Consider the following 14,671-nt stretch of genomic DNA (forward strand, 5'->3'; position numbering starts at 1 on the left):
CGTCGGCCCTGGAGCGGCCCGCGCCCGGGCTCAGAAGACGATGAGGCAGCCGAGCCCGAACAGGATGAGGAACGCGAACAGCGCGATGCTCACGAAGTTGTTCTCGGCGGAGCTCGGCTCCCGATCCTCCGGCGTCCAGCCCTCGATCGTCGGCGGCGTCGTCGTGATCTCGTTCTCGACGGGGTGATGTGTCGTGTTCATAGTGCTGCCACCAATCTGCTCGCTTCGGTCCAGGTCGAGATTGTCAGGATGACGAAGACGACCACGATGAACGCCGTGTACGTCCATCGCTGGGCGTGATCAGCCCGCCAGAACCGCCGCACGCTGACCACGCCGTTGACGGCGGCGAGCGCGCAGAGCGCCAGGCCCACGGGGCCGGCGATCCACCCAGCGAGGCTCAGGAGCGGGATGAGGACGGGTATCGCCACATAGGTGATCGTGCACCGCAGCGCGGAGATCACGACGGCGACGCGGAAGGCCCGGTGCGCCCCGGCGCCTGAACTCGGCGCGGGCTCGCGGATCCCCAGCAGCCAGCGCATCGCCCTGTCGGCGGCCCGGTCGGAGCGGAACGCGGTGCGCCCGCTCGCTGCGCCGGGGCCGACGGGGCACGCGGCACGGGACCCCGCTGGGACGGGGGTCTCAGCGGCGACGTCCTCGGGAGCGACGTCCTCGGGAGCGACGTTCTCGGGGGCGAGGGAGGAGTGCATCACTCCTCCTGCCCCTGCTGCTCCCGCGGATCCTGCTGGGTCCGCGTGCGGTTGCTCCGCCAGAGTGCCCGCACGCCCGAGGCCGCGACCAGCAGGGCCGCTGCGCCGATGAGACCACCGGTGAAGAAGCCCCAGTACATGGGCTGGACGCTGGTAAAGCCGTCGCCCTCGCCGATGCCGCTGCCGATCAGGATGCCGAAGAACGGCGCGAGCAGGGCGACCACGAGCCCGACCATGATCCGTCGGAAGCCCGGCGGGGTGGGGGCGAGGACTACCCGGCGGCCCGGCGTGGGGATGCTCTGCGGGGAGGGGGCTCGCTCACTCATGATCATCGTCCTCCTGAGGGGTCGCCGCCGTCTGCGGCGGGCGGGGGTGGGCGGTGCTCGACGGGGTGGTGCTCGGGCTCGGGACACTGATGGGGGCGACCGCCTCGTCCTCGGGGGCGAAGTTCTTCAGCGCCCCCATCACCGGGCCGATGATGTCCATCGGCAGCGGGAACACGACGGTCGAGTTCTGGTCCGCGCCCAGCTCCAGCAGGGTCTGGAGATAGCGCAGCTGGAGCGAACCGGGGGCCTCGCTCAGCACGAGCGCCGCATCGCGCAGCTCGGTGGAGGCCTCGAGCTCACCGTGCGCGCTGATCACCTTCGCGCGCCGTTCGCGCTCGGCCTCGGCCTGACGGGCCATTGCCCGCTGCATCAGCTCGGGGATCTCCACGTCCTTGATCTCGACGACGGACACCTCCACACCCCACGGCACCGCCTGCTGGGCGATCGAGCGGTAGAGGTCCTCGTTGAGGTCCGCGCGGTGGGCCAGGAGCGTGTCGAGGTCCGCGCGGCCCACCACGGAGCGCAGCGTGGTCTGGGCGTACTGGGAGGTGGCGACCGCGTGGTTCTCCACCTCCATGACGGAGCGCACGGGGTCTGCGACCTTGAACATCACCACGGCGTTGACGCGGGCGGTGACGTTGTCACGGGTGATGACCTCCTGGGGCGGGATCGTCAGGGTGACCACGCGCATGTCGACCCGCACGGAGCGGTCCAGATACGGCAGCAGGAGCACCAGCCCGGGGCCGATCGCGCCGCGCAGCCGGCCCAGCCGGAAGATGACCAGGCGCTCGTACTCGCGCACCACGCGCAGCGAGGCGATGAGCACGATGAGCACGAGGGCGGCCACGATGATGCCGAGGAGCATGCTGCTAGGCATGGGTGTCGGAGTCCCTTCCGTCGGAGGCGTAGCGGGTCCGGCCGAGGACCAGCGGGGTGATGCCGTCCGTCGGCGCCCGACGGTCGGAGGAGTAGGAGGTGCGGCGGCGCTGGAGCGCCTCCAGCGCTTCGGCCCGGTCCTCGAGGTTCTCGTCCAGCGAGCGGAACAGCACGCCCTCGGGATCCACGGGGGTGCGCCGTAGGTGGGACCACAGCGGCAGGGACAGGAGGGCAACGGGAGCGGCGGTGACGAGCAGCAGCAGCTGGCTCAGCCCGCTCTCGACGGTGAACGCCGCACCGAGCGGCCAGAGGATGGCCAGGACGCTCACCGCGCAGGCGATGCCGCGGTGGAACCGTGCGGATTCCGAGGACGGCCACGGGTCGACCTCGTGGCGCATCTCCCGGCCGTCGTCCGAGGTGGTGCAGGTGTCCTTGATGGGGCACGCATTGCACACCGAGGGCTTGCCCCGGTAGCGCATGACGCGGTTGTCCGGGTCGAAGGACTGCGGCCACAGCCACTGGTCCTCCGGGCACAGCCACGCGTCGTGGTCCTCGTGGTAGACGAAGCCGGTGGTCTGGTTCGCGTCGTGCAGGGTGTGCACCCGCTTCGCGAGCCGGTCGATGCCGTGGGCGGCGAGGACCAGCGCGATGCCGTAGGCGGCGGAGAGCCACGCGGCGATCTCGATGCTCTGGAGCCAGCCCGTCATGGCAGCGGGTCCTCACCGGCCGCCTCGTCACGCCGACGATCGGAGGCGTAGCGGGTAGAGGCCGCGTTCTCGGAGCGTCCCGCAGCGGTGCTCCCGCTGACGGGCGTCCGCAGGCCGGTGCGGTCCTCGCGCGCCTCGGGGGTCTCGTACACGAAGAGGGTCTCCGGCTCCATCTGGGTGACGGTCGCGCGGATCGCGTGCCGCACACCGAGCCACGTGATGTACACGAAGGGCAGGATCCCGCCGACGATGAACAGGACGTCACCGGGCAGGCGCATCCACTCCAGGACCAGGTTCTCCGTCTGGGTCAGGTAGGCCAGCGACCGTGCCTCGACATAGCCCTCGCTGACCGACGCCCACAGCTGGAGCACGCCGAGCGGCAGCAGCGTCGCGAAGACCATCCAGGCCAGGCCGATGTTCAGCGACCAGAAGGACAGCTTGGCCAGGCGATCGGGCCACTTCTCGGGCGTGATGATGTAGCGCAGCGCGAACAGGGCCAGGCCCACGGCGAGCATGCCGTACACGCCCATCATCGAGCCGTGCGCATGGTTCGCGGTCAGCGCTGTGCCGATCTGGTAGTAGGACACGATCGGCAGGTTCACCAGGAATCCGAACACGCCGGCGCCCAGGAAGTTCCAGAAGCCGACGGCCACGAGGAACATGACCGCCCAGCGGTGGGGGAAGGGTGCGGTGGTGCGCGATTCCTGTCGGGCGCCGAGCTGCAGGAAGGTCCATGCCTCGACGGTGAGGAAGGTCAGCGGGATGACCTCCAGCGCCGAGAACACGGCGCCCAGCGCCATGTGCTCGACGGGCGTGCCGGAGAAGTACAGGTGGTGCATCGTGCCGATGACGCCGCCGGCGGAGTAGAGGATGACGTCCAGCAGGATGATCTGGATGGCGATGCGCCTGCGCACCACGCCGAGCATCACGAAGATGTACGCGACCATCACGGTGGTGAACAGCTCGAGGAAGTCCTCGACCCACAGGTGGACCACCCAGAACCGCCAGAACTCGGCGACGGTCAGGTGCGACTCGTTGGTCGCCAGCAGGCCCACGGCGTAGAACGCGGGGATCGCGAGCGCCGCGTACATGAACAGCCACGGCATGTTGAACTTCGACTCGGTGCGCAGGCGCGAGCGGATCGCGCGCACGATGATCAGGAACCACAGCGCGAGCCCGATGGTCAGCAGGATCTGGAACATGCGGGGCAGGTCCAGGTACTCCCACTGCTGGGTGAAGAAGAGCGAGCCCTCCGCCCACTGGGGTCCGTAGATGCTGATGGCGGTGCCGCCGAACATGCCGACCACCACGAGCGCGAGCGCGCCGAGCAGGCCGTAGGAGAGGTAGTGCTGCCCCTTCGGCTCCCGGCCCGAGATGATCGGGGCGAGGAAGATCGCGGCCGCCAGGAACGAGGCCGCGGTCCACAGCAGGGACAGCTGCACATGCCAGGTGCGGGCGAGGTTGAAGGGGAAGATCTGGGCAAGGTCGACGCCGAAGAAGCCCTGGATCTCGACCCGGTAGTGCTCGACGGACGCGCCGACCACGGACTGGATGAGGAACAGCAGCGCGACGACGAGGAAGAACCAGGCGGTGGACTTCTGCGCCTTCGTGATCCCGACCGTGCCGGGCTGCAGGAAGCGCAGCGACGTGGTGTCGTTGCCCTTCCAGCCGAGCTTGCTGCTCCAGCGCCCGTAGACCGCGAACAGCAGGCCGAGGCCCACCAGCAGGGCGACCAGGGAGATCGCGGACCACACCAGGATGTCGGCCGTCGGATGGTTGTCGACCCGCGGCTCGGCCGGCCAGTTGTTCGTGTAGGAGTAGCCGAGGCCCGGGCGCTCGGCAGCGCTCGCCCACGCGGTCCAGGCGTAGAAGGCGGTGAGATCGTGGATGTCCTCGGGGGCGGTGATCGCCTCGGGGATGAGCCCGTTCGCGGTGGTCGGATCGCCGAAGAACTCCGCGTAGTGCTCCTGGATCGCCTCGAAGGCGCTGATCTGCTCGTCGGTGAACACGAGCGTGCCGGTCGCCTCGTCGTACCGGTTGGTGCGCTGCATCTGCGAGGTCGCGACCGAAGGGTCCTGGACGCCCTGGCTGGTGAGCTGTTCGGCGATGTGCTCGCTGCTCAGACGGAGGTACTCCGCGGTGTAGTCCGGGCCCAGGTAGGCGCCGTGGCCCATCACCGAGCCGTACTGCTGCAGGCCCCGCGCGAGGAAGATGTTCTGGCCGCGGGTGATGTCCTCCTGCGTGAGGATCTCCTCGCCGCTCTCGCTGACCACCCGCTCCGGCAGGGGCATCGAGTCGGTGTAGGTCCGGTAGGCGAGCACCCCCATCACCATGAAGCCGAAGATCAGGACGAGGGCGACGCCCTGGACCCATCCCTTCGAGAGGGAGATCTCGGATCTAGACCGGGCGGGGGAGTCCTTGTCGGTGACACTCACGAGGCTGAATCCATCCTGTGCGGAGGCGTCGCGACGCGGGGCCGCTCCACCTGGGCGACGGGAGGCACGGCACCCTCGCGGCACGGCCTGGTCGTGCGGCGGGGGAAGGGCGCCGTGACCTCCCTCGAAGCTGGGCACAGCATCACCTGGGAGTCCCGGATCGAGAATGACGTGCGTCAATCGAGTCCATTTCGGGGCGCTGAGCCTGATCTGCGTCAGTCAAGTGCACGGCGACAGAGGCGTCCTCTGCGGTGGACGGGGCCGGTGGGTCGATGGGGCCGACGGGGCGCAGCGTCCACAGGCACAGGGCCGACGGGGCCTGGCGGCCGGGCCCTAAGGTCCGTCCCGGGGCGGTGCGCGGCGGCTATGGTGGTAGCGCGGCTGAGAGCTGTGGCGATGGAGCGCTGCAGCACTCGTGCTCGCAGGTCGTGGCATCCGCTACGACCTCCCGCGGCCCGCGCTCGCCGAGGAGGACTGACGGTGGCCCTGCAGGTCTCTCCCCACATGCCGGTGCGCAGCCCCGGCCGGCGCCGCACCATCCCTCTGCGCGTCCTGCCCATCCCGCACGAGTGCCCGCTGCCTGTGCGTCTGCAGGCACTGAGCCGGTCCCGCTGGTTCCACTCACTCGACGAGCGGCAGCTCCGGGCGCTCGATGCGCGCATGACGCGCTGCAGCTGGGGAGCCGGCGAGACTCTCTTCCGCGCCGGCGAGGGCGCCGATGCCCTGCACATCATCGCCGAGGGACGGGTCCGGCTCTCCCAGCGGGCCGCGGACGGCACCGAACGGGCCACCGACATCCTGGGGCCGAGCATGCCGCTCGGCGCTGTCGGGGTCGGCCGGCGCACCGTGCAGCGCGAGACCGCCGAGGCGCTGGTGGACACGTGCGCGCTGCGCATCGAGCAGGCGGTCTTCCATCAGATCCTGCTCGAGCACCCCACGGTCGCCGTGCGGGTGGTCGAGGCCGTCACGGACCGTCTCTCCCAGCTGCAGAACGAGACCGGCGGGTGGATGACCCGGCCCGTCGCCGCGCGGCTCGCCGCTGTGCTGCTACGACTGTCCGTGAGGCTCGGCCGTGATCGCGGACATCGCGGGATCCTGCTGGACGTCCCCTTGTGCCGTGCCGATCTCGCCGGTCTCACCGGCTCGACGCCCGAGTCCGTCTCCCGGGTGCTCAGCCGGTGGAAGGAGGAGGCGATCATCGACTCCGGCCGGCGCTGGGTCGCGCTGCTGGACGTCGAGCACCTGCGTCGGACCGCAGCCGAGGGGTGGGACGGGGCCGTCGCCGTGGGCGACGAGCCTCGACTGCGCTCGAGCTGACAGGACTGGGCGAGCCCGCCCCTCACCCCTCCTGCGGCGTGAGCGTGCGCGCGTACTGCACCTCGCCGGTCGCATCGATCAGCTCCACGGTGAACTCCTCTCCGTCGGGCGCGATCTCGACTCGGCCGAAGAACTGGCCCTTCCCGTCGCGCGGGGAGCCCATCGCGGGGCCGGCCTTCTGGAAGTCGACCTCGGGGCCGAAGGTGCCGTCCATCTCGTTGGGGCCGAAGGAGCCGGCGTTGATCGGTCCGGCCACGAACTCCCAGAACGGGTCGAAGTCGGTGAACGCGGCCCGCTCGGGGGAGTAGTGGTGCGCGGCGCAGTAGTGGACGTCGCCGGTGAGGAAGACGACGTTGCGGGTGCGCTGAGACTTGATCCCCGACAGCAGGCGCGCGAGCTCCAGCTCACGGCCCAGCGGCGCACCGTCCTCGGCGTTGGCGATCGACTCCTGGCCCTCGCCGTCGGGCACCACGATCCCCAGCGGCAGGTCCGCGAGGATCACCTTCCAGGTCGCCTGCGACCTGCGCAGACCCTTCAGCAGCCACTGCAGCTGCTCCTCACCGAGCATCGACGTGGCGCGCTGCTCCCTCCCGTCGGTGTTCTCGCCCTTGTGCGTGCGCATATCGAGCACGAACACGTCCAGCGCCGGGCCGCGGGAGATCTTCCGGTAGATGCGCTCCGGCTCGAAGCCGGTGCCGGGGGTCAGGGAGCGCACGTCGGCGATCGGCTGGTACTCCTGCCAGGCGCGTCGGCCGCGCGCGGCGAGGGTGTCCACGTCGACGACGGAGTAGCGGTCGTCCTCCAGCACCTCGCCGGGCCACCAGTTGTTGGTGGTCTCGTGGTCGTCCCAGGTGGCGATGACCGGGACCTCGGCGTACAGCGCGCGGATGTTCTCGTCCCTCAGGTTGTAGCTGTGGCGGCCGCGGAACTCCCGCAGTGTCTCGGCGACCTTCGCGACCTCGTCGGTGACCAGGTTGCGCCAGATCGTGCCGCCGGGCTCCTCGATGCTCTCCTCGATCGGGCCGTCGGCGTAGATCGTGTCCCCGGCGTGGAGGAAGAAGTCCGGCTCCACGGCGCGCATCGCCTCGTAGCCGAACATGCCGCCGACGTCGGGGTTGATGCCGTACCCCTGGCCGGCGGTGTCGGCCGTCCAGACGAAGGACTGCGCCCCGTCGGAGCGGTGCCCGGGCGCGGTCCCGAAGCGGCCGACGCCGACCTCGCCCCGCTTCCCGTTCTCGTCCTCGAAGAACAGCTCGACCTCGTACTGTGTGTCGGAGGGGAGGTCCGTCGCGCTGATCCGGGCGGTGAAGTCGGTTCGCTCGGTGGCCCAGGGGCCGCGCAGCACGATCGGCTCGCTGTCCCGGCCGCGGCCCTTCCCCCGGCCCCTCGAGGAGGAGGTGAGGCGACGGCCCTCATGGTCCAGGGCGTGCAGGACGGCGTGGAGCCGGCCCTCGCCCGAGGCGCGGGACCAGAGCACGGCGGAGTCCATGGTGACGTCCCCGGTCTGCAGGCCGGAGGGCAGGGTCAGGCGAGCGGCGCCGGGGCGGGAAGGAGCGGGACGAGCGGGCGCGGCGGAGGCGGCGGGCGGGGTGATGGCGGGGACCGCGGCGGCGAGGGAGGCCGCGGCGGCGCCCTTGAGGAGGGTGCGACGGGCAGGGGAGCGGAAGCTGTCCATGCCGGCAGTGAACTCCGCCCGGGTGACGAGGGCATGGCCCGACGATGAACTCCGGGCGAGCCCGGCGGTCACCGCCCCGCCCTGGCGTCGTCCCCGCAGCCCGTGACTACCGTGGGGCCATGAGCAGAGCGAGGCCGCAGCGACCCGACCACATCGCAGTGCGCGGGGCGCGCGTGCACAACCTCCGCGGCCTCGACGTCGACATCCCGCTGGACCGTCTGGTCGCGATCGCCGGCGTCTCCGGCTCCGGCAAGTCCTCCCTCGCCATGGGCGTGGTCTACGCCGAGGGCTCCCGCCGCTACGTCGAGGCGCTGTCGACCTACACCCGCCGTCGCATGGCGCAGGCCCCGCGCGCGGACGTCGACGAGGTCGTGCACGTCCCCGCCGCGCTCGCGCTGCGCCAACGGCCCGGGGTGCCGAGCGTCCGCTCCACCTTCGGCACCTCCACCGAGCTGCTGAACGTGCTGCGCCTGATGTACTCGCGCCTGGCCTCCCACCTCTGCCCGAACGGGCACCGCGTCCCGCCCTCGCTGCTCGTCGCCGCCGAGGAGCCCTATCCCTGCCCGGAGTGCGGAGCGGACGTGGACCCGCCCGGCGCCGAGGCGCTCGCCTTCAACTCCGAGGGCGCCTGCCCCGCCTGCGAGGGCACCGGGATCGTGCGCGAGGTCGACGACGACGCCCTGGTCCCGGACACCTCGAAGACTCTCGACGAGGGCGCGGTCAAGCCCTGGAACATGTTCGGCTGGAAGGTGCAGCCGGACATCGCCCGCGAGTTCGGGGTGCGCACCGACGTGCCCTGGCGGGACCTCGAGGACTGGGAGAAGGACATCGTCCTGGACGGCCCCGAGGAGAAGAAGGCGATCACGGTCCGCTCGAAGAAGGGCGCCCACGACCTCGACTTCACCTTCCGCAACGCCCGCCTCACGGTCACCGAGGAGCTGCGGCGCGCCCACGACGAGAGGCGGCTCGCCCGCGTCTCCCGCTTCCTGGTCGAGCGCACCTGCCCCGCCTGCGAGGGCACGCGGCTCTCGCCCGCGGCGCGGGAACCCGAGATCGACGGGAAGGACCTCGCCGCCGCCTCCGCGATGACGCTCGACGCGCTCCTGGACTGGGCGCCGAGGATCATCGAGCCCCTACCGTCCGAGATGCATCCGATGGCGCGCGGGCTCGTGGACCAGTTCCTGCAGATGGCGGAGCGTCTCGTCCACCTCGGCCTCGGCTATCTCTCCCTGGACCGGGCCGGCTCCACCCTCTCGACAGGGGAGCGCCAGCGCGCCCAGCTCGCCCGCGCCGTCCGCAACCGCACCACCGGCGTGCTCTACGTGCTCGACGAGCCCAGCATCGGCATGCACCCCTCGAACATCGAGGGGCTCGTCGAGCTGATCGGCGACCTGCTCGCTGACGGGAACTCCGTGCTCGTCGTCGACCACGACGTGCAGCTGCTGCGCGAGGCCGAGGAGATCCTCGAGATCGGCCCCGGCGCGGGCGGCGACGGCGGCACCGTCATCGCCCAGGGGAGCGTCGAGGAGATCATCGCCGACGCCGCCTCCCGGCTCGGCCCGTTCCTCGACGGCCGCGAGGAGATCGTCGTCCGCGAGCGCGCCGCCGAGCAGGACGTCTTCGTACACGGCGCGATCCGCCTGGAGAGCGCCCCGCTGCACACCGTCAGGGAGCTCGACGTCCGCATCCCCCGAGGCCGGCTCACCGCCGTCACCGGTGTCTCCGGCTCGGGCAAGACCACCCTGGTGCTCGAGACGCTCGTGCCCGCGCTGCGCGCGAGGGGCGACGGCCGCGAACTGCCCGGCCACGTGCACTCGCTCGCGGCCGACGGGGTCGAGCACGTCCACCGCATCGACGCGACCCCGATCGGCGTGAACGTCCGCTCGACCGTCGCCACCTACTCGGGCGTGCTGGACCCCCTGCGCCGCGAGTTCGCCCGCACCCCGGCCGCGCAGGAGCGCGGACTGACCATGGGCGCCTTCTCCTACAACACCGGCTCCCTGCGCTGTCCCCGCTGCGAGGGCACGGGCCGCGTCGAGCTCGACGTGCAGTTCCTGCCCGACGTCGACATCGACTGCCCTGACTGCGAGGGGAGCCGCTACGCCCCTGAGGCCTCGGATATCCGGCGCGGGGACGTGACCCTGCCCGGCCTGCTCTCCGCCACCGTCGCCGAGGCGATCGAGCTGGTCGGCGACGTCCGCGCCGTCCGCCGCACCCTCGAGACCCTGGTCGACCTCGGGCTCGGGTATCTCACCCTGGGCGAGGACACCCCGGCCCTCTCGGGCGGCGAGGCGCAGCGCCTCAAGCTCGCCGGGCAGATGGGCCGCACCCAGCGCGACGCCGTGTTCGTCTTCGACGAGCCGAGCGTCGGCCTGCACCCGCTGGACGTGCGCACGCTCGTGCACGTCCTGGACCGGCTCGTCGGCAGCGGCGCGACCGTCCTGGTCATCGAGCACGACCTCGACCTGATCGCCAACGCCGACTGGGTGATCGACATGGGACCGGGCGGAGGCGCCGCGGGCGGCCGCCTCGTCGCCCGCGGCACCCCCGAGCAGATCGCCGCCGACGTCGACAGCCTCACGGGCACCCACCTGCGCCGCCACCTGGGCGGGTGACGGCGACGGGCACTCCGCCTGTGGAGAGCGAAGACGAGCCCCAGCACCCCCGGTACTTCCACGGCACGCGAGCGGCGCTGCGGCCGGGGGACCTGATCACCGCAGGCCACCGCTTGCGCTGCCGGGACGACGTGGTCATGAACCACGCCTGCTTCACCGCTCGCCGCGACGGCGGGGACCGGCCGCCGAGATCATCAACTGACGAGGACGCCGACACCCCGCACGGCTAGGCTGGCTACGGCCGTGCGCAGAGGCGCGGCACCCCCACACGAGGAGACCCCATGGCCCTGCACGAGATCACCTTCCCCTCCGCGAACGGTCGCGACGAGATCCAGGCGTGGCTGCACGTGCCCGCGGTCGCACCGCGCGGGATCGTGCAGATCGTCCACGGGCTCGGCGAGCACTCCCGCCGCTACCTGCATGTGATCAGCGCCCTCGTCGACGACGGCTTCGCCGTCCTCGCGGGCGACCACGCCGGCCACGGCGCGACCGCGATGCGCTCGGGCATCTGGGCCGACGCCGGGGACGAGGCGGCGCGCATCGTCGTCGAGGACGAGCTCGCGCTCCAGGCTCGTGCCCGTGAGATCCTGCCCGGCCTGCCGCACGTCCTCTACGGCCACAGCTGGGGCTCGATGATCGCGCGCGTCGTCGCGACCGCACCGCAGGCGCAGCTCGCCGGTCTGGTGCTCGGCGGGATCGCGGCGCAGATGCGAGGGATCGAGGCGAGCATCGACCGCGAGGCGCTCGCCGCCCTCGCCACCGGCGCGCAGAGGGCCGACCCCGCCCCCGAGGAACTCGTCGGCCAGCTCTTCGACGGGTTCCTCGACCGCTTCGGGGAGGACGCCGGGCCCACCGCCTGGGTCGCGTTCGACGAGGACGTCGTCACCGACCACGGCCGCGACCCCCTGAACAACTTCGGTGCCCCCATGAGCGCCCGCTTCCTCCAGGGCTTCGTGGACGTCTACGACCGGGCGAACTCCGAGGCGTTCTACTCCGACCTGCCCGCCGGGCTGCCCGTGCTGATCCTCGCCGGCGACCAGGACCCGGTGGCGAACTACGGCGAGGGCGCGCTCCACGTCGCGAACCGTCTGCACGAGGCCGGCCGCACCGACGTGCGCACGCGCATCTACCCGGGCGTGCGCCACGAGGTCCACAACGAGCCCACCACCCGCGAGGACGTGGTGCAGGAGATCCTCGCATTCGCCGATCGCGCGACGGAGGGCTGAGGGGCTGGGCCGACCGGTGGCGAGTGCGCCGAGCTATCGCTGTGCCGCAAGGTAGGCCCGGATCGCCTCCAGCAGCTCGGCGAGATCCCGCTTCGACATCGCGAAGCCGTCGGTCCTGCAGCGGTGCGCCGCCCCTGCGTGCCGCCGGTGCGCGCCGACGCCCGGGGGCAATGGCACGATGAGCGTATGGAACCCGACGACGTGCAGTTCTTCCTCGCCCTCGAGGAGCAGGTGTGGCAGGCGCAGGTCACGGGGGACGTCGCGGCCGAGCGGGAGCTGCTGCCTCCGGACTTCCTCGGCGTGGACACCGATGGGGTCAACGACCTGGAGCGCCATCTCGCCCAGCTGGCCGACGGGCCGATCACCGCGGACTTCGCGCTGTCCGAGGCGCGGCTGCTGCGGGTGGGGCAGGACGCTGTGCTGCTGAGCTACCGGGCCGACGCCCGCGCCCCGCGCGAGCAGGCCGCGGAGACCTTCTTCATCACCTCGCTCTGGCAGCGGCGCGGGGATCGGTGGTGGAACACCTTCAGCCAGGACACCCCCGCCGCCCGCTGAGCTCGTTCAGCCCGTCGGCCCTCCTCCTCACGCACGTCCGTGCCGTGCTCTGCGAAGTGCCGGACGTCCTCCGCGTGGGCCAGGGGCTGCTTCTCGGCCTGACCGATGTCATGACTGGCCCCTCCTCGTGCCGTTGCCGCCGTCGCCGGCGGTGGTGTCGTCGGAGTCGGTGCGGGCGGCGTCCGCGCCGCCGGTGCCGTCGTCCGCCATCTCCGGCTCCCAGCCGTCGGCCCAGGTGTCGGTCTCGAAGTCGTACCCCACGGGCCTGCCGTCCTCATCAGTACGGCGGTACCAGTCGGTGTAGTCCGCATGCGTGGACTCGACGTCCGCCCCGGCGCCGGTCCCGGGCTCGGAGGGGACCACGTGGAGCTCGAAGTCGTCGTCGTACTTGTCCACGCCCGTCACGATGGCGTTGCGCAGGGCGGTGTCCGCGTACTTCTCGCGCAGCGTGCGGGGATCGGTGTTCAGCTCCCGGAACCAGGCGATGATCAGCAGCAGCACGATGATCGCGAAGGGCACCGCGGTGATGATCACCAGCGACTGCAGGCCCTCCAGCGCGGTCTCGTCGCCCAGCAGCAGCATCACCAGGGAGATGCCGCCCATCACCATGCCCCAGAACACCACCACCAGCTTGGGCGGGTTCTGGCTGCCGCGCGTGGTGAGGATCCCCATCACCACCGAGGCGGAGTCCGCGGCGGTGATGAAGAAGATCGCCAGGATCGCCATGATCAGCACCGGCATGAACTGCGAGAACGGCAGGTTCTCCACCATGTCGAACAGCACCTGGGCCGGGTTCACGGTCTCGATCTCCCCGAGCTTCCCATTGCGGTACATGGAGATGGCGGTGCCGCCCATCACGCCGTAGGCCACGAACAGCAGGGCGGAGGGGATGAAGATGACGCCCAGGATGAACTGGCGGATCGTGCGCCCGCGGGAGATGCGGGCGATGAAGATGCCGACGAAGGGCGACCAGGAGATCCACCAGGCCCAGTAGTAGACGGTCCAGGCGGACTGGAAGTCGAGCGTGTCCTGGCCCCAGGAGGCCGAGCGGCCCATCATCTCCAGCATCGAGTTGAAGTACTCCATGACCCCGGAGGGCACCAGGTTCAGCAGCAGCAGCGTGGGGCCGAGCAGGAAGATCAGCCCGGCGAAGCCGATGGTGAGCACGATGTTGATGTTGGAGAGGTAGCGGATGCCGCGGGAGACCCCCGAGACCGCCGAGATCACGAAGCCGATCGAGAGCACGCCGATGATCAGCACCAGCACCGTGTTGGTCAGCTCGGAGACGCCCGAGACGACGACGACGCCCTCGCCGATCTGCAGGGCGGCGATGCCCAGGGCCGCGGCGGTGCCGAACAGGGTGGCGATGATCGCGAAGATGTCCACCAGCTGACCGGCCCAGCCCTCGGAGCGGCTCTTGCCGAAGAGGCGCTCGAACACGGAGGACATCAGCAGGGTGCGGCCGCGTCGGTACGCGGAATAGGCGACCGCGCCGCCCACCAGCGCGTAGATCGCCCAGGCGTGGAAGCCCCAGTGGAAGTAGGTCTGCGCCAGGGCCCGGTGCATGGCCTCGGTGGACTCCGGCTCATTCGTCAGCGGCGGCGGGGACAGGAAGTACGTCAGCGGCTCCGAGGGGCCCCAGAACATCACGCCGATGCCGAGCCCGGCGGCGAACAGCATTGCCACCCAGCTGAAGGTCGAGAACTCGGGACGCTCCTCGTCCTTGCCCAGCGGGATCCTGCCGTAGCGGGTGAAGGCCAGGACGAGCATGGTCACCAGCACGATGGTGGCGACGGCGTTGAACAGCCACCCCAGGTGCTCCATCACCCAGCCGTAGGCCGCGTTCGCGACCACGCTGACGCTGTCGGTGGCGACGATGCCCCAGATCACGAATGCGACGGCGAGGACTCCGGCCACGGCGAGGACGAACTTGTCGATGCTGTAGCGGCGGCGCTGCTCGTCGACGGCGATGCCGGGCACCAGGGCCGGGTGGATGTTGTGGGGGTACTCGGGTCGTGCGTAGTCGAAGGTCGCCAGCTTGTCCGAGCGGCGGCCGACTCGTCGTCGCGGCACGGGGTGGTCAGGGTGCTCCGTGCTCTGGCGGGGGTCGTCCTCGGTGTTCACATAGGCTCCGTTCTCGAGGGGAGGCGAATCGGGCTGCGGATGCCGCGAAGCCGGGCAGTGCCGATGGACGGCCCTGCCCGGCTCTGTCGCGGGCCACGGTCTCGGGGT

Annotated in this window: 12 protein-coding genes; 4 read left to right on the forward strand and 8 right to left on the reverse strand. The window is 71.0% G+C overall.

Annotated elements, in window-relative coordinates; all coding sequences use genetic code 11:
- Positions 1-30: 30 nt before the first annotated feature.
- The 6 genes from DS079_RS17060 to DS079_RS08455 are packed head-to-tail and all read right to left on the reverse strand — an operon-like array spanning position 31 to position 5,051.
- Complete coding sequence (locus DS079_RS17060; protein WP_159419669.1) at positions 31-201, reverse strand: hypothetical protein; 171 nt, start codon at positions 199-201, stop codon at positions 31-33.
- The gene (locus tag DS079_RS08435) at positions 198-707 is read right to left on the reverse strand and encodes a hypothetical protein (protein WP_241237596.1); all 510 of its coding nucleotides are present in this window, start codon (positions 705-707) and stop codon (positions 198-200) included. Before DS079_RS08435 ends, DS079_RS17060 begins: the two co-directional genes overlap by 4 nt.
- The gene (locus DS079_RS08440) at positions 707-1,033 is read right to left on the reverse strand and encodes a hypothetical protein (protein WP_126986508.1); all 327 of its coding nucleotides are present in this window, start codon (positions 1,031-1,033) and stop codon (positions 707-709) included. Before DS079_RS08440 ends, DS079_RS08435 begins: the two co-directional genes overlap by 1 nt.
- Positions 1,026-1,910: a slipin family protein gene (locus DS079_RS08445; protein WP_082358889.1), complete on the reverse strand. Its 885-nt coding sequence runs from the start codon at positions 1,908-1,910 to the stop codon at positions 1,026-1,028. The genes DS079_RS08440 and DS079_RS08445 overlap by 8 nt, the downstream gene beginning before the upstream one ends.
- Positions 1,903-2,616, reverse strand: a complete 714-nt coding sequence (locus DS079_RS08450; RefSeq protein WP_126986510.1) for a hypothetical protein — start codon at positions 2,614-2,616, stop codon at positions 1,903-1,905. Before DS079_RS08450 ends, DS079_RS08445 begins: the two co-directional genes overlap by 8 nt.
- Positions 2,613-5,051 carry a nitric-oxide reductase large subunit gene (locus tag DS079_RS08455; RefSeq protein ID WP_126986512.1) on the reverse strand — a complete coding sequence of 813 codons (2,439 nt, stop codon included), beginning with the start codon at positions 5,049-5,051 and terminating at the stop codon, positions 2,613-2,615. The genes DS079_RS08450 and DS079_RS08455 overlap by 4 nt, the downstream gene beginning before the upstream one ends.
- A gap of 480 nt (positions 5,052-5,531) precedes the next feature.
- Here DS079_RS08455 and DS079_RS08460 point away from each other — a divergent pair, with 480 nt between their 5' ends.
- A complete protein-coding gene (locus tag DS079_RS08460; RefSeq protein ID WP_241237597.1) occupies positions 5,532-6,368 on the forward strand; it encodes a Crp/Fnr family transcriptional regulator in 837 nt (278 codons plus the stop codon).
- Between the two features lie 22 nt (positions 6,369-6,390).
- Here the strand turns inward: DS079_RS08460 and DS079_RS08465 are convergent, their stop codons facing one another.
- Positions 6,391-8,043: an alkaline phosphatase D family protein gene (locus tag DS079_RS08465; protein WP_126986514.1), complete on the reverse strand. Its 1,653-nt coding sequence runs from the start codon at positions 8,041-8,043 to the stop codon at positions 6,391-6,393.
- A 119-nt stretch (positions 8,044-8,162) separates the two neighbouring features.
- On the opposite strand from DS079_RS08465, the gene DS079_RS08470 reads away from it, so the two are divergent.
- The 3 genes from DS079_RS08470 (at position 8,163) to DS079_RS08485 (ending at position 12,439) form a co-directional block, all read left to right on the forward strand.
- Positions 8,163-10,658, forward strand: a complete 2,496-nt coding sequence (locus DS079_RS08470; RefSeq protein ID WP_126986516.1) for an excinuclease ABC subunit UvrA — start codon at positions 8,163-8,165, stop codon at positions 10,656-10,658.
- 281 nt (positions 10,659-10,939) lie between these two features.
- Positions 10,940-11,884, forward strand: coding sequence for an alpha/beta fold hydrolase (locus DS079_RS08480; protein WP_126986520.1), 945 nt, complete (start codon positions 10,940-10,942; stop codon positions 11,882-11,884).
- A 186-nt stretch (positions 11,885-12,070) separates the two neighbouring features.
- Complete coding sequence (locus DS079_RS08485) at positions 12,071-12,439, forward strand: nuclear transport factor 2 family protein (protein ID WP_126986522.1); 369 nt, start codon at positions 12,071-12,073, stop codon at positions 12,437-12,439.
- 108 nt (positions 12,440-12,547) lie between these two features.
- Here DS079_RS08485 and DS079_RS08490 read toward each other — a convergent pair whose 3' ends face one another.
- Entirely contained in the window at positions 12,548-14,563 is a 2,016-nt protein-coding gene (locus tag DS079_RS08490; protein WP_126986524.1) for a BCCT family transporter, read from the reverse strand.
- Between the last annotated feature and the right edge of the window lie 108 nt (positions 14,564-14,671).

The sequence above is a fragment of the Brachybacterium paraconglomeratum genome, assembly GCF_003994255.1.
Lineage (GTDB): Bacteria > Actinomycetota > Actinomycetes > Actinomycetales > Dermabacteraceae > Brachybacterium > Brachybacterium conglomeratum.

What these genes read in the sequence shown, in the direction of transcription:
- DS079_RS08480 (WP_126986520.1), top strand. Translation starts at nt 10,940, where the DNA reads ATGGCCCTGCACGAGATCACCTTCCCCTCCGCGAACGGTCGCGACGAG.
- DS079_RS08485 (WP_126986522.1), top strand. Translation starts at nt 12,071, where the DNA reads ATGGAACCCGACGACGTGCAGTTCTTCCTCGCCCTCGAGGAGCAGGTG.
- DS079_RS08435 (WP_241237596.1), bottom strand. Translation starts at nt 707, where the DNA reads ATGCACTCCTCCCTCGCCCCCGAGAACGTCGCTCCCGAGGACGTCGCT.
- DS079_RS08450 (WP_126986510.1), bottom strand. Translation starts at nt 2,616, where the DNA reads ATGACGGGCTGGCTCCAGAGCATCGAGATCGCCGCGTGGCTCTCCGCC.
- DS079_RS08465 (WP_126986514.1), bottom strand. Translation starts at nt 8,043, where the DNA reads ATGGACAGCTTCCGCTCCCCTGCCCGTCGCACCCTCCTCAAGGGCGCC.
- DS079_RS08445 (WP_082358889.1), bottom strand. Translation starts at nt 1,910, where the DNA reads ATGCCTAGCAGCATGCTCCTCGGCATCATCGTGGCCGCCCTCGTGCTC.
- DS079_RS08470 (WP_126986516.1), top strand. Translation starts at nt 8,163, where the DNA reads ATGAGCAGAGCGAGGCCGCAGCGACCCGACCACATCGCAGTGCGCGGG.
- DS079_RS08440 (WP_126986508.1), bottom strand. Translation starts at nt 1,033, where the DNA reads ATGAGTGAGCGAGCCCCCTCCCCGCAGAGCATCCCCACGCCGGGCCGC.
- DS079_RS17060 (WP_159419669.1), bottom strand. Translation starts at nt 201, where the DNA reads ATGAACACGACACATCACCCCGTCGAGAACGAGATCACGACGACGCCG.